The 24,422-nt window shown below is 74.0% G+C and carries 19 protein-coding genes; 7 read left to right on the top strand and 12 right to left on the bottom strand.

Annotated elements, in window-relative coordinates; genetic code table 11:
- A partial coding sequence (locus AB0J24_RS19530; RefSeq protein ID WP_358683254.1) for an LCP family protein occupies nt 1-1,827 on the top strand: 1,827 nt, incomplete at its 5' end.
- Between the two features lie 37 nt (nt 1,828-1,864).
- Here the strand turns inward: AB0J24_RS19530 and AB0J24_RS19535 are convergent.
- Entirely contained in the window at nt 1,865-3,478 is a 1,614-nt protein-coding gene (locus AB0J24_RS19535) for an asparagine synthase-related protein (protein ID WP_358683256.1), read from the bottom strand.
- Between the two features lie 275 nt (nt 3,479-3,753).
- Here AB0J24_RS19535 and AB0J24_RS19540 point away from each other — a divergent pair, with 275 nt between their 5' ends.
- From AB0J24_RS19540 to AB0J24_RS19555, 4 genes are all read left to right on the top strand, one after another.
- Entirely contained in the window at nt 3,754-5,190 is a 1,437-nt protein-coding gene (locus AB0J24_RS19540) for an NAD(P)/FAD-dependent oxidoreductase (RefSeq protein ID WP_358683258.1), read from the top strand.
- Nucleotides 5,191-5,262: 72 nt separating this feature from the next.
- Nucleotides 5,263-5,733, top strand: a complete 471-nt coding sequence (locus AB0J24_RS19545; RefSeq protein ID WP_358683260.1) for a hypothetical protein — start codon at nt 5,263-5,265, stop codon at nt 5,731-5,733.
- 197 nt (nt 5,734-5,930) lie between these two features.
- Nucleotides 5,931-6,242: an integration host factor, actinobacterial type gene (gene mihF, locus AB0J24_RS19550; RefSeq protein ID WP_085916071.1), complete on the top strand. Its 312-nt coding sequence runs from the start codon at nt 5,931-5,933 to the stop codon at nt 6,240-6,242.
- A 120-nt stretch (nt 6,243-6,362) separates the two neighbouring features.
- Nucleotides 6,363-7,274 carry an alpha/beta hydrolase gene (locus tag AB0J24_RS19555; RefSeq protein ID WP_358683262.1) on the top strand — a complete coding sequence of 304 codons (912 nt, stop codon included), beginning with the start codon at nt 6,363-6,365 and terminating at the stop codon, nt 7,272-7,274.
- On the opposite strand, the gene AB0J24_RS19560 is transcribed toward AB0J24_RS19555, so the two are convergent.
- Both AB0J24_RS19560 and AB0J24_RS19565 read right to left on the bottom strand, forming a co-directional pair.
- Complete coding sequence (locus AB0J24_RS19560; protein ID WP_358683264.1) at nt 7,256-7,930, bottom strand: response regulator; 675 nt, start codon at nt 7,928-7,930, stop codon at nt 7,256-7,258. The two genes, AB0J24_RS19555 and AB0J24_RS19560, sit on opposite strands and share 19 nt — an antisense overlap.
- The gene (locus AB0J24_RS19565) at nt 7,927-9,540 is read right to left on the bottom strand and encodes a sensor histidine kinase (protein ID WP_358683266.1); all 1,614 of its coding nucleotides are present in this window, start codon (nt 9,538-9,540) and stop codon (nt 7,927-7,929) included. The genes AB0J24_RS19560 and AB0J24_RS19565 overlap by 4 nt, the downstream gene beginning before the upstream one ends.
- A gap of 195 nt (nt 9,541-9,735) precedes the next feature.
- Here AB0J24_RS19565 and AB0J24_RS19570 point away from each other — a divergent pair, with 195 nt between their 5' ends.
- Nucleotides 9,736-10,707, top strand: coding sequence for a tripartite tricarboxylate transporter substrate-binding protein (locus AB0J24_RS19570; protein WP_358683509.1), 972 nt, complete (start codon nt 9,736-9,738; stop codon nt 10,705-10,707).
- Nucleotides 10,708-10,762: 55 nt separating this feature from the next.
- Here the strand turns inward: AB0J24_RS19570 and AB0J24_RS19575 are convergent, their stop codons facing one another.
- Both AB0J24_RS19575 and AB0J24_RS19580 read right to left on the bottom strand, forming a co-directional pair.
- Complete coding sequence (locus tag AB0J24_RS19575; protein WP_358683268.1) at nt 10,763-11,758, bottom strand: TAXI family TRAP transporter solute-binding subunit; 996 nt, start codon at nt 11,756-11,758, stop codon at nt 10,763-10,765.
- Nucleotides 11,755-13,836, bottom strand: a complete 2,082-nt coding sequence (locus AB0J24_RS19580) for a TRAP transporter fused permease subunit (protein ID WP_358683270.1) — start codon at nt 13,834-13,836, stop codon at nt 11,755-11,757. The genes AB0J24_RS19575 and AB0J24_RS19580 overlap by 4 nt, the downstream gene beginning before the upstream one ends.
- A gap of 105 nt (nt 13,837-13,941) precedes the next feature.
- Between AB0J24_RS19580 and AB0J24_RS19585 the strand changes: the two genes are divergently transcribed.
- Nucleotides 13,942-14,664, top strand: coding sequence for a response regulator transcription factor (locus AB0J24_RS19585; protein WP_358683272.1), 723 nt, complete (start codon nt 13,942-13,944; stop codon nt 14,662-14,664).
- A gap of 38 nt (nt 14,665-14,702) precedes the next feature.
- On the opposite strand, the gene AB0J24_RS19590 is transcribed toward AB0J24_RS19585, so the two are convergent.
- From AB0J24_RS19590 to AB0J24_RS19620, 7 genes are all read right to left on the bottom strand, one after another.
- Nucleotides 14,703-16,535 (bottom strand): acyclic terpene utilization AtuA family protein, encoded by a 1,833-nt coding sequence (locus AB0J24_RS19590; protein WP_358683274.1) that lies wholly within the window; start codon nt 16,533-16,535, stop codon nt 14,703-14,705.
- Nucleotides 16,532-17,326, bottom strand: coding sequence for a TIGR03084 family metal-binding protein (locus AB0J24_RS19595; protein ID WP_358683276.1), 795 nt, complete (start codon nt 17,324-17,326; stop codon nt 16,532-16,534). Before AB0J24_RS19595 ends, AB0J24_RS19590 begins: the two co-directional genes overlap by 4 nt.
- Nucleotides 17,326-18,087, bottom strand: a complete 762-nt coding sequence (locus AB0J24_RS19600; protein ID WP_358683511.1) for an enoyl-CoA hydratase-related protein — start codon at nt 18,085-18,087, stop codon at nt 17,326-17,328. Before AB0J24_RS19600 ends, AB0J24_RS19595 begins: the two co-directional genes overlap by 1 nt.
- A 2-nt stretch (nt 18,088-18,089) precedes the next feature.
- Nucleotides 18,090-19,580, bottom strand: coding sequence for a class I adenylate-forming enzyme family protein (locus AB0J24_RS19605; protein ID WP_358683278.1), 1,491 nt, complete (start codon nt 19,578-19,580; stop codon nt 18,090-18,092).
- A 64-nt stretch (nt 19,581-19,644) separates the two neighbouring features.
- Nucleotides 19,645-21,606 carry a biotin carboxylase N-terminal domain-containing protein gene (locus AB0J24_RS19610; protein ID WP_358683513.1) on the bottom strand — a complete coding sequence of 654 codons (1,962 nt, stop codon included), beginning with the start codon at nt 21,604-21,606 and terminating at the stop codon, nt 19,645-19,647.
- A gap of 8 nt (nt 21,607-21,614) precedes the next feature.
- A complete protein-coding gene (locus tag AB0J24_RS19615; protein ID WP_358683280.1) occupies nt 21,615-23,213 on the bottom strand; it encodes a carboxyl transferase domain-containing protein in 1,599 nt (532 codons plus the stop codon).
- Between the two features lie 36 nt (nt 23,214-23,249).
- On the bottom strand, nt 23,250-24,401 hold the full coding sequence (locus AB0J24_RS19620) for an acyl-CoA dehydrogenase family protein (RefSeq protein ID WP_358683282.1): 1,152 nt from the start codon (nt 24,399-24,401) through the stop codon (nt 23,250-23,252).
- Nucleotides 24,402-24,422 lie beyond the last annotated feature (21 nt).

The raw sequence follows: 24,422 nt of genomic DNA on the forward strand, positions 1-24,422 counted from the left end.
CGCGACCGGCGCCCCCCGGCCCGTCCGCCGCGGTCACCGGGCCCCTCCGCCGGCTCCCCGGCAGCCGGGGCGTCCGGCCCGGCCGCCGACGGCACGGCTGCCGCAGCGGGGGCCGCCGCCGGTGGCACCGCGGCCTCCGTCCGCCGCAGGTGGGGTCCGGCCCGGCCCGGAGCCGAACCGCCCGGTGCCACCGGACCGGCCGGTCGCGGTACCGGGGCCCGGCCCGGCGGGGCCCGGCGCCCCGGCGACGCTCCCGCCGACCGCGCGGACGCAGGGGGCCGCAGCCGTCCGCTGGACACCGCACGGGCGACCCTGGGCGCCGCGCTCGGCCTCACCGCGGCCTCCGCGGTGCTGCCCGGATCCGGCCACCTCGCACTGCACCGCCGGCGCACCGGCGGCCTGATCCTCGGCACCCTCGTCGCGGTGGTCGTCGGGCTCGCCCTGCTGGTGCTGCTCGCGCGCCGCTCCACGCTCCTGCAGAACCTGCTGTCCACCACCACGCTCACCGTCATCGCCGGGGTGCTGGTCCTCGGCGGGGTCGGTTGGATCGCGCAGGTCGCCCGCACCTATGCCCTGGCCCGTCCGCGGGAGATGCCGCCGGGCCAGAAGGTGCTCGGTACGGCGACCGCCGCGCTGATGTGTCTCACCGTCGCCGTCCCCTTCGGGTACGGCGTCGAACTGCTCAACTCCCAGCGCGGCCTGCTGAACTCGCTGTTCCAGGGGGGCGGCACCTCCGCCGCCGAGGCGCTGGGGAAGCCACGGCTGAACATCCTGCTGCTCGGCAGCGACGCCGGTGACGACCGCGCGGGTACCCGCACCGACACGATGATGCTCGCCAGCATCGACACCCGGTCCGGGCGGACCACCCTGTTCAGCCTGCCCCGCAACATCGAGCGGGCCGAGTTCCCGCCGGGGACCCCGGCCGCCGAACAGTTCCCGGACGGCTTCGACGACCCGTCCGAACCGGCCGGGAACTACCTGCTCAACGCCGTCTACGCCTACGGCGAGCAGAACCCGCAGATCGCGCCACCGGGCCCGACCCGCTTCCCCGGCATCAACCTGCTGCAGTCGACGATCTCGTACATGACCGGCCTGCCGATCGACTACTACCTCGAGGTCAACATGGCCGGGTTCTCCGCCATGATCGACGCGGTCGGCGGGGTCACCGTGAACGTCGGCCCGGAGCCGGTCCCGGTCGGCGGGGTCACCGCGTTCGGCCGCTACACCACCCCGGACCGCTACATCCAGCCCGGCGTGCAGACCCTGAACGGCGAGGACGCGCTGTGGTTCGCCCGTTCCCGCCGGGACGGCACCGACTACCAGCGGATGGGGCGGCAGCGCTGCCTGATCCAGGCGGTGATCGCCGAGACCAGCGCGACCGAGCTGATCGGCCGGTTCCAGAGCATCGCGGCGGTCACCCGGGACAACGTCGCCACCGACATGCCCCAGCAGGTGCTGCCGGCGCTCGCCGTGCTCGCCGACGAGGGGTTCCGGCTGGAGAGCGTCGCGTTCGACCCGTCACTGCCGGACCCGAACTCCTCGACCGGCTTCTTCGTCACCGCCGACCCGGACATCGACTACATGCGCGAGGTCGTCCGCAACGCGATTGCGGACCCGCCGCTCGCCCCGGACCCGGCGCTCGCCGCCCCGGCCACGGAGCCGAGCACCGAACCGAGCCCCACCGAGAGCCCGACCTCCGGGTCGACGCCGGCCGCGGGCCCCGACGCTGAGGAGCCGCCGTCGGCGGCACCCCAGTCGGTCGAGGACGCGTGTGCCGCGGTCGGCGCCGCGGACGTCCCGGCCGGCGAGGAGGAGTACCCGGGCTGACCGGTGCCCGCCGGGCCGGCGGGCACCTCGCCCGCGATCAGGCGGTGGCGAAGGCCCCCAGGACCCGGTCCGGGCGGATCCCGGCGAAGTGCGACTGCCAGATCTCGTAGTAGAGGAACTCCTCCTCGCTGCGCAGCGGCCAGGAGTGCTCGGGGTGCTCGGGCACGCTGCGGATCTCTCCCGACAACCGGGCCGCCTCGGCCTTGCGGGCGGCCAGCTCGGCGAGCACGGTGCCCGCGCCGGAGCCGTCGCCGAACTGCTCCTTGCCCCGCCACAGCAGGTCCTCGGGGAGCCAGCCCTCGAACGCCTCGCGCAGGATCGCCTTCTCGGGGCGCCCGTCCGGGCACTGCTTCCACTCCGGCGGCAGCGCCAGCGCCGTGCGCACCAGGCCGGAGTCGAGGAACGGCTCGCGGGCCTCCAGACCGAAGTACATCGTGGTGCGGTCGCAGCGCTGCAGGTTCAGATGGTGCAGCTGCTCCAGGGAGCGCACGAGCTCGGCCTGCAGGGTGTCCGGGTCGGCGTACTCCGGGCCGTGGGTGTAGGCGTACCCGGCGAACAGCTCGTCGGCGCCCTCCCCGGTCAGCACGACCTTGACCTTCTTCGCCGCCTCGCGGGCCAGGATCAGGTTCGGCACCGCGCTGCGCACCAGCGCCGGGTCGTAGTGCTCGATGACCTCGACCGCGTGGTCGAGCGCCTCGCCGATGTCCTGCGGGGTCACCACGATCTCGTGGTGGTCCGACCCGATGTGCGCGGCGACCTTGCGGGCCGCGATGAGGTCGCCGGAGTCCTCGGTGCCGACGGCGAACGTCGGCAGCTGCTCGCCGCGGGCCCGGGACTCCTGCGCGGCGATCGCCGCGACCAGCGCCGAGTCCAGGCCGCCGGAGAGGAACACGCCCACCCCGACGTCGGACATCATCCGGCGGCGCACCGCGGAGATGACGGCCTCGCGGACCTGGGAGAGGTCGGCGTCGTCCCAGCCGGGCCGGATGGCACGCCGGGCCGGGCGGACCTCGACCGGCACCGCGTCGGCGAACCGGACGAGCCCGGACGACGGGCTCCACAGGCAGCCGGGCGGGAACGACTCGACGTAGGGCCGGTCGGACTCGTCGAAGGCCCGCAGCTCACTGGCGAACAGCACGGTCGCGTGCGGGTCCGGGCCGGTGTAGGGAATCGTGTCGCCCGCGCCCGCGGCGAGCTGGGCCGGCGGCACCCAGTAGAGCGGCTTCACCCCGAACGGGTCCCTGGCGACGAGCGCCGAGCCGTCGTTGCGGCCCATCGCCACGGCGAACATGCCGTTCAGCGAGGCCACGGCGACCTGCCCGTCCCACATCACCGCGTGCAGCGCCGCCTCGGTGTCGGACTTGGTGCGCACCGTCCCGTCCGGGAAGGCCTTGCTGATCCGCTCGTGGTTGTAGATCTCGCCGTTGCCGACGATCCAGGCCGTCTCGGCGGCATCGGACATCGGCTGGTGTCCGCCGCTGACGTCCATGATCGACAGTCGCTGGTGGCCGAGCCAGGAGTTCCCCACCACCTGGATCCCGGTGTCGTCGGGGCCGCGGTGCGCCACCCTGGCGAGCATCCGCTCGTACTTCTCGGTGTCCTTCGGTCGTCCCACTGCTGTGCCGCCGAACGCGGCGACGATCCCGCACATGCACTTCATGGTCCCACGCCCGGTTGATACCGCATGTCGCTTGCGCGTGATCGATGTGTGAGTTCGGACTCTGGGGTGCGTTTCCGGGTCGTTTCGAATTGCTCAGTCGCGCGGGTGTTCGTACGGTCGGGGACTGGCCGGACGGCCCCTCGTCGTTGTCGACCGTCGTCGACTCACCAGGACCGCCCACGCTCGGGACGGGAGGAGCCACACCCGGCCGTGGAGCACGGCGCGGACACCCCGCGCACCGGAGCGACCTACGAGGGGCGGACCCAGTGAGCAGGCCAGTGCACGACGGACGACAGGACCGGCACAAGGTCGTGATCGTCGGCGGCGGGTTCGGCGGTGTGCAGGCCGCCAAGGCACTCAAGGGCGCCGACGTCGACATCACCATCGTCGACCGCACCAACCACCATCTCTTCCAGCCGCTGCTCTACCAGGTCGCGACCGGGATCCTGTCCCCCGGCCTGATCGCCCCGGCGCTGCGCCGGGTGCTGAAGAAGCAGCCCAACGTCCGGACGCTGCTCGCCGAGGTCGGTGACATCGACCTGGACGCCAAGATCGTGCGCGCGGCCGCCCCCGACGGCAGGCACATCGACCTGCCCTACGACACCCTGGTGGTTGCCGCCGGCGCCACGCACGCCTACTTCGGGCACCCGGAGTGGGCCGAGTACGCCCCCGGCATGAAGACCATCGAGGACGCCCGGCTGCTGCGTTCGCGCATCCTCGGCGCCTACGAGCTCGCCGAGGTGGCCGACGACCCGGCCGAGCAGCAGGCCTGGATGACCTTCGTGGTCGTCGGTGCCGGCCCGACCGGTGTCGAGCTGGCCGGCCAGCTGTCCGAGCTGGCGCGGTACGTGCTGCCCCGCGAGTACCGGGCCATCGACACCCGTCGGGCGCGGATCATCCTGCTCGACGCGGCCCCGGCCGTGCTGCCGCCGTTCGCGAAGAAGCTGCAGCGCTACACGAAGAAGACCCTCGAGGCGAAGGGCATCGAGGTCCGCCTGAACACGATGGCGACCGACATGGACGCCGACTCCATCACCGTGAAGGGCCCGAACGGCGAGGAGCGCATCACCGCGCGGACCAAGGTGTGGGCGGCCGGTGTGCAGGCGTCCCCGCTGGCCGAGCTGCTCGCCAAGGCCTCCGGCACCGAGGTGGACCGGGCCGGGCGGCTGCCGGTCGACCCGGACTGCAGCCTGCCCGGGCGCAACGACGTCTTCGCCGTCGGCGACATGGTCTCGACCATCGACCGGCTGCCCGGCGTCGCCCAGGTCGCGATGCAGCAGGGCACCTACGTCGGCAAGCTCATCGCCGCCCGGGCCAAGGGCGACGACACCACCCCGGCCCCGTTCCGCTACTTCGACAAGGGATCGATGGCCACCATCGGTGCCCGGGAGGCCGTCGCCGACGTCCGCGGCGTCAAGATCACCGGCTGGCTCGGTTACCTGATGTGGTGCTACGTGCACGTCGCGTTCCTCATCGGCTGGGGGAACCGGCTCGGCACCCTGTTCAACTGGGTCCGGTCGCTGCGCTACGCACGCCACCGCGGGCACCGGCTGATCAGCGTCACCGCGTCCTACGAGCGGTCGCTGGACTCCCGGGCGGGCGCGGTCGACTCCGCCCACCCGCACGAGAACGTCGAGCACCGGCCCGAGATCGACCCGAACACCACGTCCGGGTCCGTGCCGCGACCGGCGGCCTCCGCCTGACCCGGCCGGGCGCCCGGACGACCTGCGCGTCCGGGCGTTCCCGGCCGCGGCGCGCCGTGGCACCGTGGCCGGGTGACCCCGGCCATGCAGACACTGATGCGTGACGTCGCCCGGACCTGGGACGAGGTCGTCACCGCGCTCCACGAGCGGCGCGACACCGGTCCCGCTGCCGCGGCGCTCGCCGACGCCGTCGTCTGGACCGAGCTCCCGACCGGGGCGGGCGGGACGGGCCGCGACGCCGCCCTCGCCCATCTCGACGCGATGGCGGCCGGCCTCCCGCACCGGTGGGCGTGGACCCGGCTGTCCCGCACGCTGGACGTGCGCCGGATCGCCGACGAGACACGGTTCTCCTTCGTGCACGACCGGGAGCTGCCCTGGCTGCTGCCCGGCGTCGCCCCCACCCACCGGCCCGCCGAGGTGACCGCGGTGGCGCTGGTACGGGTGCGGCAGGGCCGGATCGACGAGGTGCGGACGCTCTGGGACGTCGCCGGGCTGTGCCGCGCACTCGGGCTCCCGGGGCCGGGCCCGCCTTCATGCCGCTGACCTGCGACAACAGAGTTCACCGTTCCGGGGCGGCGGGCGGTCGGCCGGCTGCGGCGAGCAGCCCCCGACCAGGCCCGACACGCCCCGCGGAGGGGGTTCTGGCAGGTCGTGAGGGTGTCTCTGCCAGTCTGTACCGCGATCCGCGATACCAATCCGCCCCGGAACGGGGCGCGTGGAACCGAGAGGAGGCGTCAGCGATGGCCCTGCCCACACTGACCCCGGAACAGCGCGCCGAAGCCCTCAAGAAGGCGGCCGCCGCGCGCACCGCCCGCAAGGAGCTCCGCGACAAGATCGCCAGCGGTGAGGAGACGATCCCCGCGGTGCTGGGTCGCGCGAAGACCGACCAGATCGTCGGCAAGACCAAGGTCGCCGACCTGCTCAAGAGCGTCCCGGGCTGGGGCCCGGCGAAGGTCTCGAAGGTGATGGAGGAGGCCGGCATCGACGCCTCGCGCCGGGCCGCCGGTCTCGGCGAGCGTCAGCGCGCCGCACTGATCGAGAAGGTCGGCTGAGCCGCCTGACCCGTTCGCCCACGACGGCCCGGACCTGCAACAGGTGGTCCGGGCCGTCGCACGTCCGGGGCCGGTGACCCGCCCGCACGGGGCATCGACGACGTTTGGCAGGCTTCGGCCGTGCAGCGCGAGGTCGAGGTCGAGCCCGGCGTGACCGTGTGGGTGGAGGATCTCCCGGCGGTTCAGGGGGCTCCGGCCGCAGCGCCGGTGCTGCTCGTGGCGGGCGGTGACGAGACCGGTCCGGGCCGGTGGCCGGATCCGCTGGTCGACCGGCTGCGCACCCGGCACCGGGTGATCCGCTACGACCACCGCGACACCGGGCGCTCGGCGCGCCTGTTCGACGAGCACCCGTACCGGCTCGCCGATCTCGCCGGTGACGCGCTGCGGGTGCTCGACGCCTGCGGGATCGACCGGGCGCACGCCGTCGGCGCGGCACTGGGCGGGCAGCTGGTGCAGCTGCTCGCGCTCGACGCCCCGGACCGGCTGGCGAGCGCCGCGCTGCTGTGCACGGCCCCCCTCGGTACGCCCGGCGCGCCCGCCTCCGGCGACGACGAGCTGCCCGGGCCGTCGCGCGACGTGCTGCGGATGCGGCAGGAGGTGCACGACCCGCGCGACGAGCGCGGTGAGCTGGCCTGGCGGGTCGAGTTCCGGCGCCGGCTGTGCGGCACCGTCCTGCCGTTCGACCGGGCCGAGCACGCCGCCCTGGAACGGGAGGTGATCGCGCACTCCGGCCGGATCGAGCCGTCGACCGCCCACGCCACCGAGGCCGATCCGGCCGGTCTCGACCGCGGCGACGAGCTGAGCCGGATCGCGGTGCCGACCCTGGTCGTCGAGGGCCCCGAGGACCCGGTCCATCCGCCGCCGCACGCACGGCTGCTGGCCGCGCGGATCGGCGCGGCCGCGCGGCTGGCCACGGTCGAGGGGATGGGGCACCTGCTGCCCGCCGTCGTGCACGAGCCGGTGGCCGCGCTGCTGCTGGACCACGCGGCCCGGGCCGGTGCCCCGGAGCGTCCTCAGCCCACCCAGCGGTAGCGGCGCTCCGGGCGGCCGGTGCCGCCGTAGCGCAGCCGCACCGTCACCACACCGGTCGAGACGAAGTGCTCCAGGTAGCGTCGGGCGCTGACCCGGGACAGCTGGGCGGCCTCCGCGCACTCCGACGCCGACTGGTCGGCGCCGTGTTCACGCAGGGTGCGCGCCACCAGCTCGGCGGTCGGTGTGGTGAGCCCCTTCGGCATGCGCTCCCGGCCACCGGTCTGGGCCGTCCCGCCGCCGCCGAAGATCCGGTCGATGTCGGCCTGGTCGCGGACCCGGTCCAGGTCCCGCCGGATCTGCGACGCCCGGTGCACCTGGGCGGCCAGCGCCGCCGAGTCGAAGGGCTTCACCAGGTAGTGCAGCGCCCCGCCGTGCAACGCGGCCGCGACCGTGGCCGGATCGTCCGACGCCGTCACGACCAGTACGAACGGGTCGTCCGGCATCCCGGTGCGGAGCCGCGACAGCACCCCGAGTCCGGACATGTCGGGCAGGTGGACGTCCAGCAGCACCAGATCCGGCCGCAGCTGCGTCGCCAGCTCCACGGCTTCCTCGCCGCGGTGGGCGACCGCGACCACCGTGCAGCCCTCGATGCGCTCCACGTACCCCGAGTGGACCTTGGCGACCATGAAGTCGTCGTCGACGACCAGGACCCTCACGTCCGTACCTCCATCGGCATCAGCGGCAACGTCGCCTCGAACACCGCACCCGACCAGCCCGGTGCCGCGTCCCGGACCGCGATCGTGCCACCCCTGCGCAAGCAGGCCTGGCGGGCCAGCGCAAGGCCGAGGCCGCGACCACCGATCTCCGCGGCCTTGGTGCTGAACCCGGCCCGGAACACCTCCTCGGCCAGCTCGGAGGCCACTCCCGGGCCGGAGTCACGGACCACGACCCGTATCCCGTTCTCACCGCCCCCGTCCAGCCCGACCTCCACCCGGCTCCGCCCGCCGGCACCGGCGGTCGCGTCGATCGCGTTGTCGATCAGGTTCCCCAGCACCGTGACCAGGTCCCCGGACAGGCCCGGGTCCCGCTCCGCGGTGGTCGGGGCCAGCCGGCAGCCCGGCGACAGCACGAGTTCCACCCCGCGTTCGGTGGCCTGGCTGTTCTTCGCGACCAGCAGCGCCGCCGCCGCCGGGTCGCCGACCCGGGCCGACACCTCCCGGCGCCAGCCCTCGGTGGCGGCGACGATCCCGGAGACGAACCGGCGCACCTCCTCGTGCTCGCCCAGTTCGGTCAGCCCGGCGATGGTGTGCAGCCGGTTCGAGAACTCGTGGGCCTGTGCCCGCAGCGTGTCGGTGACGGTGTGCGAGGTGTCGAGGCGCTGCTGCAGCGTGGTCAGCTCGGTCCGGTCCCGCAGCGTGACGACGGCGCCGACCTTCCTGCCGTCGAGGCGGACCGGCATCCGGTTGAGCACCAGCGCCCGGGTGCCGCGCAGCACGAGCTGGTCCTCACCGTCCGCGGTCCCGGTCAGGACCTCGCGCAGCCGCTCGTCGAGCCCGAGATCGGCGACGTGGTCACCGGGCCGGGCGGTCGGCAGCTCCAGCAGCTCGCGCGCGACCGGGTTGAGCAGCGTGATGCGGTCCCCGTTGTCCAGTCCGACCACGCCCTCCTTGATCCCGAGCAGCATCGCCTCGCGGCGCTGCACGAGCTCCACGATCTCGGCCGGCTCCAATCCGAGGGTCTGGCGCCGCACCCGCCGGGCGAGCAGCAGCGATCCGGCGACCCCGACCCCGAGCGCCAGACCGAGCAGTGCCACCGACTCGGCGCGCGACCCGGCCAGGTACGACCACAGCGCCGGCGCCCGGATGCCGGCCGAGACCAGCCCGACGACGGTGCCCTCGTCACCGATCACCGGCACCTGGGCGACGACGGTGCGACCGTCCGGGTTACCCACCCACGCCCGCCCGGCCCGGGCCGTGCCCTCCCCCGGGTCGAACCGGTGGCGGACCCGTGCCGGATCCGGGGAGGTGCGCACGATCAGGCCGGCATCGACGATCTCGATCCCGTCGGCACCGGACAGGTTCTCCGCGCTGCGGGCGAATGCCGGGAGCAGGTCGTAGCGGGCGTCCTGCAGGGCGGCCCGCACGGTCGGCACGGACGCGACGTCCTCGGCGACCGAGAGCATCCGCCGGCCCTGGGTCTCCCGGAACGACTCGGCGGACTGCACCGCAGCCAGCACGGCGACCGCGCCGAGCAGCACCACGACCACCACCAGCTGCCACACCAGGAACTGGCGCGCCAACGGCCCCTGGCTCCCGCGTCGTTGCACCCGCCCAGACTAGTGCGACACGCCCGGCCCGGACCCACCGTCGCGCCGGGCTGGCGCGGGTCGGCCGGGGCGCACAGACTGCGGCCACCGGCAGTGACGACGGGGGTACCGATGGACCGGACGGCGACGGTCGAGCGTCCCGTCGCCGACCGCGCGACGCGGCAGCGGCGGCTGCGCCCGCTGCTGGTGACGGTGCTGTTGGCTGCCGCCGCGCTGGTCGCCGTCCCGGCGGTCCCCACTCTCACCACGGCGTTCGACCCGGCGGGCGCCCCGCTGCACGGGTTGCGGATCCTGGTGCCGAACACGCCCGGCGGTGGATTCGACGTCACCGCCCGCAGCACGGCGAAGGCGCTGGAGGACAGCGGGATCGCCGGGCCGGTGGAGGTGTTCAACCTGCCCGGCAACGGCGGGGTCGCCGGACTGGGGCGGACGATCAGCGAGGCCGGCAACGAGCGGCTGGTGATGAGCGCCGGCCTGGGTGTGGTCGGAGCGGCCGCCTCCCGGGGCGCCCCGGTCACGCTCGGCGACACCACGCCGATCGCCCGGCTCGTCGAGGAGAGCGAGATCGTCGTCGTGCCGGGGGACTCGCCCATCGGTGACGTGCACGCCCTGCTCGACGCCTGGCGGGCCGATCCGTCCGCGGTCCGGTTCGGCGGTGGCTCCACCCCGGGTGGCCCGGACCACCTGGCGACGATGGCGCTCGCACGCGGCGCCGGGGTCGATCCGGCACGGGTCGACTACCTGACCCACGACGGCGGAGGGGACCTGCTCGCCGCCCTGCTCGGCGGTGAGGTCGAGGTCGCCGTGTCCGGCCTCGGCGAGTTCGCCGACCAGATCGACGCCGGTGACCTGCGGGTGCTCGCGGTCACCGACGGCGACCGCGTCCCCGGGGTCGACGCCCCCACGCTGCGCGAGGCAGGGGTGGACGTCGAGTTCGCGAACTGGCGCGGGGTGGTCGCCCCACCCGGGTTGTCCGCCGAGGCACGGAGCCGCCTGGAGCAGGTCTTCGCCCGGCTGCGCGACACCCCCGAGTGGCGGGCCACGCTGCGGACCAACGGGTGGCGGGACGCGTGGCTGCCCGGCGCGGAGTTCGACCGGTTCCTGGCCGCCGAGGGGCAGCGGGTCGCGGGACTGCTCCACGAACTCGGGCCGGTCCCGCCGAGCTGACTGGCCGGTGCGCCCGGGAGCGTGGTGCGCGTCGTCCGACGCGGCGCGGGCCCGGTCAGCGCAGGCTCTCCACCGCACGCCGGGAACCGGGGGCGAGCGGCACCTCACCGGTGTCGGCGATCGTCTCGATCGTGATCTCGGCGGCCGCCCGGTTCACCGCGGCCAGCTCGTCGAGGTTCTCCAGCAGCGTCCTCGTGACGACGCAGGAGAGCGCCGGGTCGATGTCGGACCGGGCCAGCAACACGTTCCCCACCGCGATGCTCGGTGTGGACGACCCCGTGCCGTACACCTCCGCCGGGACACCGCCCGGTTCGTAGGCACCGTTGAGGCGTCGCATCGCCGGCAGCGTCGCGGAGATGTCGAGCATCGACACCTGGTCGCCGGCCGAGGAGAACAGGTCGATCAGCGCCGGTGTCGGCAGGCCGCCGACCCAGATCAGCGCGTCCAGCGAACCGTCCCGGAGGCCGTCGACGCTGGTGCCCAGATCGAGCCGCTGGGCGTGCGCGGTCACGTTCGCCGTCTCCAACAGGCGGTTGGCCACCACCTCGGTGCCCGACCGGGGGGAACCGGTGGAGACTCGCTTGCCGGCCAGGTCGGCGAGCGATCCGATGGCCCGGTCGTTGCGGACCACGACCTGGACGGTGCTGGTGTAGAGCCGGGCGAGCGCGACGACGTCGCGCCGGTCCGGTGCGAAGCTGCCGGTGCCGGTGACCGCGTCGACGGCGGTGTCGGCGGTGGAGAAGGCGACCTGGTAGTCACCGGTGCCGAGCTGTTCGATGTTCTGCACCGAGGCACCGGTCTCGGCGGCGTTCGCCCGGACCGTGCCGCCGGTGGACCGGCCGAGCGCCTCGGCCATCCCGCCGCCGAGTGCGTAGAACACGCCGCTGGCGTTGCCGGTGGCGATGGAGATGCGGGTCGGCCGGGTGACCTCGCAGGAACCCGGGTCCGCGGCGAGTTCGGTGGACACGGTGTTCTGCTGACCACCGCACGCGGCGATCAGCACGAGCACCGACACAGTGGCGGCGAGGCCCCACACGCGGTTGGGCTTCATACGGTCGGCTCCTTCGGGGTTCGGGTACGTCGGACGAGATGGACCCCGACGGCGAGGACGGCGAAACCGGCCCCGATCGCCGCGGTCAGCGGGTGCAGGTAGAGCGGGAGAAGTGCGGCGGGGGTGAGCAGCAGTCGTTCCGGGCCGGTGGCGGGCCCGACGATCCAGCCGCCGGTGACCCCGGCGAGTGCCGCCACCGCGCACGCGCACGCCGCGAACGCGCCGAGGATCGTGAGCAGGTCGCCCTGCAGCAGGACGCCCTGCCCGGCCGGGGTGGCGACGATCGCGATCGGCACCAGGAAGGCGGGCAGGGTCACGCGCAACGTCTGCCACATGGTGCCGATGGCGTTGCCGCCGGTGATCGCGGCGGCGGCGACGGCGGCGAGCGCGGTCGGCGGGGTCACCTCGGACAGCACGGCGAAGTAGAAGATGAACATCGCCGCCTGCGGTGCGCCGACCCCGAGCTCGATCAGTGCCGGGCCGATGACGACCCAGCTGATGATGAACGAGGCGGTGACGGGGACCGCCAGACCGAGCAGCGACACGGCCAGCGCCGCGAACAGCACGGTCAGCAGCAGCACCGCGACCGGGTTGCCGGCGCCGAGCTGCTCCGCCCCGCGGACGAGCAGCGACGCGGTCTGCAGACCGAGACCGGTCCTGGTGACGGTCGCGGTGATGATCCCGGCCGCTGCGCACACCGCGACGACCGGGAGCACCGCCCGGGCACCGCCGGCGAGGGCCCGGTAGATCCCGGACGGACTCATCGCCCTGCTGCGGTCCAGGAAGGAGAGCAGGAAGGCGGTGAGCGTCGCCAGCAGGACCGCGCGGGGCGCGGACACGTGCATCACCAGCGCGCCCACCATGACCGCCGGCGACACCAGGTGGTAGCCGTAGCGGAGCAGGGTGCGGCCGGCCGGGGGCACACCGGCGTCGACGGCCCGGGTGCGCAGCCGGCGCGCCCCGATCTCCACGGCGAGCACGATGCCGAGGTAGTACAGCACGCTGGGGATCACCGCCCAGACCAGGACCTGCAGGTAGGGCACCGCCAGGTACTCGGCGATGATGAACGCCGCCGCGCCGAGCGTCGGCGGGGACAGGATCGCGCCGATCCCGGCGGCGGCCAGCAGCCCGCCGCCCACCTCGCGCGGGTACCCGGCACGGCGCAGCACCGGCCAGGCGACCGAGCCCAGGGTCACGGTGGTGGCCGCACCGGAGCCGGAGACCGTGCCCAGCAGGAAGCCCGACATCGTCACCGCCCGGCCGGGCCCACCGCTCGACCGGCCGGTCAGGCCCAGCGACAGGTCCACGAAGAACCGGCCGGCGCCGGAGAACTCCAGGACCACCCCGTAGAGGGTGAACAGCACGATGTACGACGCGGCGACCGCCAGCGGTGTGCCGTAGAACCCGGAGGCGTCGTTGTAGAGGGCGTTGACGATCTGGGAGAAGTCGAGGCCGCGGTGGGCGATCTCCCAGCCCTGCGGTAGCAGCCCGCCGTAGTAGCCGTATCCGAGGAACACCAGGCAGATCGCCGGGAGGATCCAGCCCGTAGTGCGTCGGCACGCCTCCAGCACCAGCAGGGTCAGCAGGCCACCGGCGATCACGTCCACGGGCAGGAGCAGGCCCTGGCGGTCCAGGAAGGCGTCGAAACCGCCGCCGCCGCCGAGGACCGGGAACGGCAGCATCGGGTAGGTCGCGACCAGCAGCGCCACGACGGCGAGCGTCCGGTCGAGCGCACCGGGCGACTCGCCGTCGAGCCACGCCCCGAGCCTGCGGTGGCCGCGCAGCCGGGCGGGCAGACCGGCGCGGTAGGTCAGGAACACCAGCGGTAGCGTCGCCGCCAGGAAGATCATCAGATAGAACTGGATGCCGCGGGTGAGCGGATCGAGGACCTGCACGATCGCGAACACCGACACCGCGGCACAGACGAGACCGACCAGCAGGCTCACCGGGCCGCGCAGGACCCTGCCCGGCCGCTCGTCGTCGAGCTCGGCGGTCGGCACCTCGTCCCGGGCCCCACGGGCGTCGCCGGCGTCACCGTGGTCGTCCTCGCCGGTGTGCCGCGCCCCTGCCTGCACCATGGCGGCGGACGCTAGGGCCTGCGTCACACTGGGCAGGGCACTGCACGGCAAGAACTTGCGTTGGCCTAACACTCGCCGGGGGGCGAAGGGATGAGACCCAGCCGGGTGCTCCTCGTCGAGGACGACGAGGGGGTCGCGGCGGCGATGGCCGACGCCCTGCGGCTCAACGGGTTCCGGGTCGACCGGGCGCGGACGGTGGCCGACGCCTACGACGCGTTCCGCCGGGAGCCGCCCGATCTGGTCCTGCTGGACCGGACGCTGCCCGACGGTGACGGCGCCGCCCTCATCCGCTCGATCCGCAGGCACTCCGACACCCCGGTCATCCTGGTCACCGCCCGGGCCGATGCCGCGTTGCGGGTGCAGGGCCTGGAGGCGGGCGCCGACGACTACGTCGTCAAACCGTTCGGCATGCGCGAACTACTGGCTCGGGTGCGGGCCGTGCTGCGCCGCACCGGCCACCGGGACGGGCCGCCGGGGGCCGTCTACCTGTATCCCGAGGACGGGACCGACCCGCCGCGCACCGCGGCGGTGCTGCACCTGCAGCTGCGCCGGGTCGTCCCCTCGGTCCCGCACGGACAGGCCGATCCCGCGCCCGAGCAGTTGTCGGGCAAGGAGTTCGACCTGCTGGTGCTGCTGGTGCGGGCCACCGGGCGGGTGGTGTCCCGGGAGGTCATCGCCGAGCAGGTGTGGGGCAGCAGCTGGGTCGCCGACTCACGCACCCTCGACGTCCACGTCTCCGCGGTGCGCGGCAAGCTGGGGCACCGCTCGATGGTCCGCAGCGTCCGCGGCGTCGGATACCGGCTCGCCGCCCGGGTGGAGGGCAGGTGAGGACGCGGCTCGTCCGGTGACCGCGCCGCCGAGCCGCCTCACTCCGCCAACAGGTGCTCCGGCACGTCCACCACCCGGCTGCGCAGGTACTCGCCGAGCCCCTTGGCCTGCGGGTCCGGACGGGTGGACGAGGCCACACCGTCCCCGAGCAGGCCGTGCACGACGACGTTGACCGCGTGCAGGTTGGGCAGGTCGAACACCGTGACGTCGAGGTCGGCGGCCTCCGGGCCGAGCAGCTCGCGGACCCGCCGTGGGGTGAGCAGCGCCGCCAGCCACTCGTGGCCGGGGCGGTCGCGGGCCCAGACCCCGATGTTCGCGTCACCGCCCTTGTCCCCCGAGCGCGCCCCCGCGACCGCGCCGAGCGGCACCCGCCGCGTGCGCCCCCCGCCCGGCTCGCCCGCGCGCTGCGCGGCCGGGGCGGCTCCCGCACCGCTCTGCTCGTCCCCGCGCGGCGCCGCCGGGGCATCTCCCGCACCGCGCGGCGGGACCGGGACAGCTCCCGCACCGCTCGGCGCACCACCGCGCAGCGGGGCGACGGGCGGAGCAGGTCGCCGTACCGGTGGGTCGGCGACCCTCCGGCGGGTCCCGTCGGGCAGCACGACGGTGTGCGCCACCGCGTCGCGGGACACCGCGGCGGGCCGGTAGATCCCGAACGCGGTCGCGTCGGTCGGTGGGGTGGTGGTGTGGAAACCGGCGTAGCCACCGAGCGCGAGCTGCATGGTCGCGTTCGAGAAGGTGCGTCCGACCAGTCGCCGGTCGGCGCCCTTCACGGTAATCCGCAGGTGTGCGGTCGCCTCCGGGTTGGACCCGGCGTCGGGGTGGTCGAAGCGCAGCAGACGGACGTCGACGTCGTCGAAGGCGTCCCGGTCCAGGATCCCGAACAGCAGTTCCTTCGCCCACGCCGCCTTGGCCTCCACCTCCAGCCCGGTCAGCACCAGGGTCATCGTGTTGCGGTAGCCGCCGACGTCGTTGAGCGCGACCTTCAGGGTCTCCGGCGGTGGGCTGCCGCGCACCCCGTCGATCGCGACCCGGTGCTCCCCGGCCTGCTCCAGCCGGATCGTGTCGAAGTGCGCGGTGACGTCCGGCCCGAGGTAGGCGGGCGGGCCGATCTCGTAGAGCAGCTGGGCGGTGACGGTGCCGACGGACACCAGACCACCGGTGCCCTCCGGCTTGGTGATCACCGAGCTGCCGTCGGCCGCGACCTCGGCGATCGGGAAGCCCGGGTAACGGCGGTCGGTGATCTCGTCCAGGAACGGGTAGTTGCCGCCGGTCGCCTGCGGGCCGCACTCGATCACGTGCCCGGCGACGACGGCGCCGGCCAGCGCGTCCCAGTCCTCGCGCGCCCAGCCGTGCCACCAGGCCGCGGGCCCGACGACCAGCGAGGCGTCGGTGACCCGCCCGGTGACCACCACGTCGGCACCTGCCGCGAGCGCCTCGGCGATTCCCCACGCACCGAGGTAGGCGTTCGCCGAGACCGGTGTCCCCTCGACCGCCGGGACGATCGCGGACAGGTCCCCGCGCAGGTCGTCGCCCTCGACGTGGGCGACCCGCACCGTGACGCCCTGCGCCGCGGCGACCGCCCGGACCGCTCCGGCCAGCCCGGCCGGGTCGAGCCCGCCGGCGTTGGCGACGATCCGGATGCCGCGCTCGGCGCATCCGGCGAGGATCTGCTCGACCTGGGTGAGGAACGTCCGCGCGTAGCCGACGCCGCCGTCGCGGGCCTGCGCCTTCGCCAGGATCAGCATGGTCAGCTCGGCGAGGTAGTCGCCGCAGACGACGTCGACGTCGCCCGCATCGACCATCTCCCGCGCGGCGTCGATCCGGTCGCCGTAGAACCCGGACACGTTGCCGATCCGCACTGCTCTGCTCACCTGTACGCACCCCGCTCGCGTCCGGTGCCGGGCGCCCCGGCGAAGGCCTGCGCGATCTCCATCCAGGCCGTCGCGGCCGGGCCGGTGACCGTGAGATCGACGTCGTCGCGGTGCCGGCGCTGGGTGACGACCAGGCAGAAGTCGAGCGCCGGGCCGGTGACGCGGTCGGCGGCCTCGTCCGGGCCCCAGGTCCAGACCTCGCCTGCCGGGCCGGTGAGCTCCACCCGGACCGGCTCCTCGGGGACCGGGCGGCCGTGCACCGCGAAGCTGAACACCCGCGCGCCGACGCCGATGTGCGCGACGTGCCGCAACCGGCCGGTGGGCTCGCGGACGACGCCGAGCGTGTCGGCGACGTCCTGGCCGTGCGCCCAGGTCTCCATGATCCGAGCGGTCAGCGAGGACGCCGCGCTCATCGGCGGCCCGAACCACGGCACCCGCAGGCCCGGGTCGAACCCGCGGAACACCACCAGCAGGCGTCCGCGGGCGTCGTCGAACCAGGCCAGCAGGGCCGCACCGGACAGCTCCCGGTACGACGCGGCGATCGCGTCCGGGTCGATCCCGCCGCCGGCGACGATCCGGTCCCGCTCCGCGGTGAACCCGTCCGGGTCGACGGCCGAGCGGACCGCGACGTCGTCGAAGTGTGCGAGGTGCGAGACCTGGTCGGCGATCGTCCAGCCGGCGGCCGGGGTGTCCCGGCGCCAGTCCGGATCGGGCAGTGGCGCGAGCAGCTCCCGCAGCACCGCGGACTCGGCCGCGAGATCGTCGGCGAGTGCCTCCATCGAGATCGGCATCAGGCTCCCTTCCAGACCGGGGTGCGGCGGTCGCGGAACGCGGCGGGCCCTTCCTGAGCGTCGGACGACGCGTACACCGGCGCCCAGATCTCCTCGGCCCGCGCGTACGCCTCGTCCCGCGGGTGCGACGCCGACAGGTACGCGGTGCGTTTCGCCGCCCGCACCGACAGCGGCGCGTTGGCCGCGATCCGGCTCGCCAGCTCCTGGACCCGTGCCCGCAGCCCCGCGGCCGGGACGACGTCGTTGACCAGGCCGACCTGCAGCGCCCGGGGCGCGTCGACCGGGTCACCGGTCAGCAGGATCTCCATCGCCACACGGGGCGGGACCAGCCAGGACAGCGGAGCCGCCCACGGTGCACCGCGGCCGACCTTCACCTCGGTCACGGCGAACCGGGCGTGCTCGGCGGCGACGACGAGATCGCACTGCTGGGCGAGCAGGAACCCGCCGGCGTAGGCGACGCCGTTGACCGCAGCGATCGTCGGCTTCGGCACGTCGATGTTGCGCCCGAACTGGGGCAGGAAGTCCGGCGGTGGCACCTCGAGCCGCTCCGCGGCCATCTCCTTGAGGTCGCCGCCCGCGCAGAACGCCCGCTCCCCCGCACCGGTCAGCACCAGCACCGCCGCCGACCCGTCGTCGACGAACCGGCGCACCCCGGCCCACAACCCGGCGCGGACCGCGGCGGACAGCGCGTTGCGGGCATCCGGGTGGTCGATGGTCAGCCAGGCGACGCGGTCGACGACCTCGTAACGCACACCGGGCACGCTCACCGGAACCGCTCCCGCAGCGTCGGCCGGTCGAGCTTGCCGCTGCCGGTGCGCGGCAGCTCCTCGACCACCTCGATCCGCCGGGGCCGGGCGATGCCGCGCAGGTCCGGGTGGGTGGCGCACCAGGCTGCGATCTCCTCGGCGGTGACCCCGGGCCGGTTGGCGACGACGACGGCGGTGACCTGCTCGACCCACCGCTCGTGGGCGGTGCCGATCACCGCGACCTCGGCGAGATCGGGATGCGCGGCCAGGTGCTCCTCGACCATCTGCGGGAACACGTTCTCCCCGCCGGAGACGATCATGTCGTCGATCCGGTCGACGTAGTACAGGTAACCGTCGTCGTCGTGCGACATCAGGTCACCGGTGCGGAACCAGCCGTCGTTCCAGCGCTGCGCGGTCAGCTCCGGCAGGTTGCGGTAACCGGGGGTGACGGCGTCGCCGCGCACCCAGAGCTCGCCGACCTCACCCGGACCGGTGACGTCGCCACCGGTGGCCGGGGACACCAGCCGGGTCCGCACGACCTGCTCGAGCGGGCGGCCCATGGACCCGGGCCGGCGCGGTTCACCGGGCGCGTAGGAGACGACCAGCCCGCTCTGCTCGGTCTGCCCGTAGATCTCGGTGCCCTCGATGCCGGTGCCCTCGCGCAACCGGTCGATCGCCGCGGTCGGGGTGCGCGAGCCGCCGAACATGCAGATCCGGAACGAGTCGAGCACGACCGGTGCGTCGACCGTCCGGTTCCCGACGTCGATCATCATCGTCGAGATCAGCCCGCCGTAGGTGGGTCGCAGTCGCTGCGCGAGGTCCAGCCAGACCGTGGCGTCCCAGCGCGGCATGAAGGTGATCCGGCCGCCGCGGGCCAGCACCGGCAGGCTCGCCAGCTGCAGACCACCGACGTGGAACAGCGGCATGCAGTTCAGCACGTGGTCCTCGGCGGTGATCCCGTAGAGGTCGATGACACCCTCGACCTGCGCGAGCGTGTTGCGGTGGGTCTGCCGGACGCCCTTGGGGACGCCCGTCGACCCCGAGGTGTACATGACCAGGGCGTCGTCGCCGTCGAGGCGGGGCGTCACACCGGGCGCGGGCCCTGCGGCGCCGACCGCGGCGTCGAACGCCGGTCCCAGGGTGAGCAGGTCGACGCCGGGTACGAGGCCGCGGACCCGCTCGACCTCGGACTCGGGCAGCACCAGCAGGTCGGGCCCCGAGTCGGTGATCGCGTGCCGTAGCGCGGAGTCCGGGAACAGCGCGTTCAGCGGGACCGCGACCGCCCCGGCCTGCCAGGCGCCGAGCAGCCCGGCCAGGTAGTCGGGATGGTTGGGCAGGAAGAACCCGATCCGGTCACCGGGCGAGGTGCCGCGCCCGTGCAGGTGGCCCGCGAACCGGGCGGCCCGCTCGACGAGGGCGGCGTAGCTGAGCTCGGTGTCGTCCAGCGCCACCGCCGTCGAGGACGGGTGGTCGAGCGCGGAACGGCGCAGCAGGGTCGCGATGTTCATTCCATGATCCCCGTCTCGGGAGTGTGGCGGCGCGGTACGGGCACGAGGACTCCCAGGACGCGGATCATGATCCGGGCTCCTCGACGACGGCCAGTAGCTGCCCGGAGTCGACCTGGTCGCCGGACCCGACCCGGAGCTCGCCGAGGACGCCGTCGGCGGGCGCGACGATCGTGTGCTCCATCTTCATCGCCTCCAGCACGACGAGCGGCTGCCCGGCGGTGACGCCGTGCCCCACCTCGGCCAGTACCCGTACCACCGACCCGGGCATCGGGGCGAGCAGCGAGCCGGCACGGGTGATCGCGTGCGGGTCGGCGAACCGGGGCAGCTCCTGCAGCGCCACGGAGCCGTCCGGTCCGTCCACGTAGGACATCCCGGCGGCGCGGTGCACGCGGTGGGTCCGCCGGACACCGTCGATCTCGGTGACCACCACGTCCGGGGTGACCGACACCGGCGTCAGATCCAGCGGCTCGTCGTCGACCCGCAGGTCCAGCCCGTCCCGGCGGAACCGGTAGGCGACCGGCAGCTCGCGGTCCCCCAACCGGTAGGCGATCCGCTGGAACGCCCCGCCGACGTTGCGCCAGCCCGAGGGCATCCCGCCCAGCACCCGCGCGGCCCGCCGGTGCTGCGCCTGCGCGGCCAGCGCCGCCGCCGCGGCGTGCCGGTGCCCCCCGGCAGCGAGCGTGCCCGCGCCGAGGGCGACCGGGTCGTGCCGGACCAGGAACCCGGTGTCGGTGTCACCGGCCAGGAACTCCGGTGCCCGCAGGATCCCGACGAGCAGGTCCCGGTTGGTGGTGACACCGTGCAGCGCCGCCCCGGACAGCGCCCGGGCGAGCGTGCGGGCCGCGCCGTCGCGGGTGGGGGCGTGCGCGATCACCTTCGCCAGCATCGGGTCGTAGTGCGGCGAGACGACCGAGCCGGTGCCGACGCCGGAGTCGACCCGGACGTCACCGGGCACGTCGAAGCGGTGCAGGGTGCCGGTGGCCGGGAGGTAGCCCTCGGCGGTGACCTCCTCGGCGTAGAGGCGGGCCTCGATCGCGTGCCCGGTGATCGTCGCGTCCCGCACGTCGGGGCCGAGCGGAGCGCCCTCGGCGATCCGCAGCTGCTGCTCGACCAGGTCCAGCCCGGTGACGAGCTCGGTGACCGGGTGCTCGACCTGCAACCGGGTGTTGACCTCGAGGAAGTAGAACTCCTGCCCGGTCAGCACGAACTCGACGGTGCCGGCGCCGGTGTAGCCGATCGCCTTCCCGGCCGCGACGGCGGCCGCGCCCAGCTCGGCGCGCAACGCCTCGGAGACCGCGGGCGACGGGCACTCCTCGACGATCTTCTGGTGCCGCCGCTGGATCGAGCACTCGCGCTCGAACAGGTGCACCACGGTGCCGTGGCCGTCGCCGAGGATCTGCACCTCGACGTGCCGCGGATCGACCAGGTAGCGCTCCAGGAAGACCGACCCGTCACCGAACGCGCCCGTCGCCTCGCGCCGGGCGGACTCGACGGCGCCCGCCAGGTCGGCCGGGTCGCCGACCACCCGCATGCCGCGCCCGCCACCGCCGTAGGCGGCCTTGACCAGCAGCGGGAAGCCGAGTCGCTCCCCGGCGGCCGCCAGGTCGGTGTCCGGGGCGACGGTGACACCGGGCAGCACCGGCACCCCGGCGGCCTCCATCAGCGCCTTCGCCTCCACCTTGGAACCCATCGCCGCGATCGCCTCGGGCGCGGGCCCGACGAACGTCAGCCCGGCCGCGGCGCAGTCCCGGGCGAAGCCGGCGTTCTCGGACAGGAACCCGTACCCGGGGTGGACGGCGTCGGCGCCGGTCGCCAGCGCCGCGGCGATCACCAGGTCGCCGCGCAGGTAGGTGTCCGCGGGGGCGGTGCCGGGCAGCCGCACGGCCTCGTCGGCGTCGCGCACGAACGCGGCGTCGGAGTCGGCGTCGGAGAACACCGCGACGGTGCCGATGCCGAGCCGGTGCGCGGTGCGCTGCACCCGAGTGGCGATCTCGCCACGGTTGGCGACGAGCAGCTTCTCGATCATCTCGGCGCTCACATCCGGAAGACGCCGAAGCCGCGGCGCCCCTCGATCGTCTGGTTGTGCACCGCGGACAGCGACATCCCCAGCACGGTGCGGGTGTCGCGGGGATCGACGACGCCGTCGTCGTAGAGCCGGGCGGTGATGTGGAACGCGTGCGACTCGGCCTCGATCTGGGCCTCGATCGCAGCGGTGCGGGCCGCGTCGGCCTCCTCGTCGTAGGCCTTGCCCTGGGACCGTGCGGACGCCCGTCCGACGATGGACAGCACCCCGGCCAGCTGGGCGGCACCCATCACGGCGAGCTTGGCCGACGGCCAGGCGAAGATCAGCCGCGGGTCGAACGCCCGGCCCGACATCCCGTAGTTCCCGGCCCCGAACGACGACGCCATGTTGATCGTGAGGTGCGGCACCGTCGAGTTGGTCACCGCGTTGATCATCTTGGCGCCGTCCTTGATGATGCCGCCCTGCTCGTAGTCGGCGCCGACCATGTACCCGGTGGTGTTCTGCAGGAACAGCAGCGGGGTGTCGGTCTGGTTCGCGAGCTGGATGAACTCGCTCGCCTTCTTCGCCTCCTCGCTGAACAGCACGCCGCGATGGTTGGCGAGCACACCGACCGGGTAGCCGTGCACGCTCGCCCAGCCGGTGACCAGCGAGGTCCCGTAGAGGGCCTTGTACTCGTCGAACTCGGAGCCGTCGACGACCCTGGCCAGCACCTCCCGCGGGTCGAAGGGCACCTTCGACTCCGGCGGGAGCAGCCCGAGGATCTCCTCCGGGTCGTGCAGCGGGGCCGCCTGCGGGTACGACGGTGCCGGGCCCAGCTTGCGCCAGTTGAACCGGGCGACGATCTCGCGGCCGATCCGGATGGCGTCCGGCTCGTCGACGGCGAAGTGGTCGGAGAGCCCGGACACCCGCGAGTGCATCTCGGCACCGCCGAGCGACTCGTCGTCGGCGTCCTCCCCGGTGGCCATCTTGACCAGCGGCGGCCCGCCGAGGAACACCTTCGCCCCCTTGTCGACGAGCACGGCGTGGTCGCACATCCCCGGCACGTACGCACCGCCTGCGGTGGAGTTGCCGAAGACCAGCGCGACCGTCGGGATGCCCAGCGACGACAGCTCGGTCAGCTCGTGGAAGATCCGGCCGGCGGGCACGAACAGCTCCGCCTGGGTGGGCAGGTCGGCGCCGCCGGACTCGACCAGGTTGATCACCGGCAGCCGGTTGGTCCGGGCGATCTCCAGGGCCCGCAGCGACTTGCGCAGCGAGTACGGGTTCATCGCGCCGCCGCGCACCGTCGGGTCGTGCGCGATCACCATGCACTCCACGCCGGACACGACGCCGATCCCGGTGAGCAGCGACGCCCCGACGGTGAACCCGGTGCCCCAGGCGGCGAGCGCGGACAGCTCCAGGAACGGCGAGTCCGGGTCGAGCAACAGCTCCAGGCGTTCCCGGACCGGGAGCTTCCCGCGCTCGCGGTGCCGGGCCACGTACCGCTCGCCACCGCCGGCGACGACCTTCTCCAGCTCCGCGTCGAGCGCGGCGATCGCTTCGAGCTGGGCGGCCCGGTTGCGCCGGTACTCCTCGCTCCTGGTGTCCAGTGCTGATCTCAGGACGGCCATGCCGGCTCCCTCCCCGGTCGTGGCCGGGATCGTCGGTCAGTACGAGCGGGGCAGACCCAGGCCGTGCTGGGCGACGTGATTGAGGATCATCTCCCGGTTCACCGGGGCGACCTGCATCAACCGGGCCATCCCCCAGTACGGGACGAGGCCGTACTCGCTGGCCAGACCGTTGCCGCCGTGCGTCTGCATGGCCGCCTCGATCGCGTGCATCGCGGCCTCGGCGGCCGCGTACTTGGCCATGTTCGATTCCTCGCCCGCGGGCAGCCCCCGGTCGTGGCGCCAGGCCGCCTTGCGGGTCATCAGGGCGGCGAGCTCGGTCTCGATCCGGGCCTTCGCCAGCGGGTGGGCGACGCCCTGGTGGGCGCCGATGGGCACGTCCCAGACCTGCCGGGTGCTGGCGTACTCGGCGGCCTTGGCGAGTGCGAACCGGGCGATGCCGACACCGAGCGCGGCGCCGGTGATCCGCTCCGGGTTGAGGCCGCGGAACACCTGGCGGAACCCGTCGCCCTCGGTACCGACCAGGTTCCCGGCGGGCACCCGGACCTCGTCGAAGTGCAGGACGTGCTGCTTGTCCGGCGCGATCAGGTCGACCGGCAGCGGGGTACGGACCAGGCCGGGCGAGTCGACCGGGACGACGAACAGGCTCAGCTGCGCGCGGTCCGCCGCGTCCCGGCCGGTGCGGGCGACGACGAGCACGGCCTCGGCGTCGTCGGTGCCGGAGATGTAGTGCTTGGTCCCGGACAGCACCCAGTCGTCACCGTCGCGCTGCGCACGCGTCGCCATCCGGTGGGTGTTGGACCCCGCCTCCGGCTCGGTGATCGCGAAGACGACCTTGGTGGAACCGTCGGCCAGGCCGGGCAGCCAGCGGCTGCGCAGCTCGTCCGAACCGAACTCGCCGATCACCTCCGCCGAGATGGCGGCCGAGACGAGCACGAGCAGCAGCGGCGCGCCCTGGGCCGCCGCCTCCTCGCAGACCACGGACAGCTCGACCAGTCCACCGCCCCCGCCGCCGTAGGCCTCGGCGATGTTCACCCCGAGGAAGCCGGCCTCTCCCATCGCCGACCACAGCTCCTGGGTGTGCCTGCCCTCCCGGGCGCACCGCAGGTAGTAATCGCTGCCGAACGAAGCCGCGATCGCCGACACGGCGGCGCGCAGGTCCCGTTCCTCGTCGGTCTCGGTGAAGTCCACGCCGACTCCTGCCTGTCCGTA

This window comes from Pseudonocardia sp. NPDC049635 (assembly GCF_040659795.1).
Taxonomy (GTDB): Bacteria; Actinomycetota; Actinomycetes; order Mycobacteriales; family Pseudonocardiaceae; genus Pseudonocardia.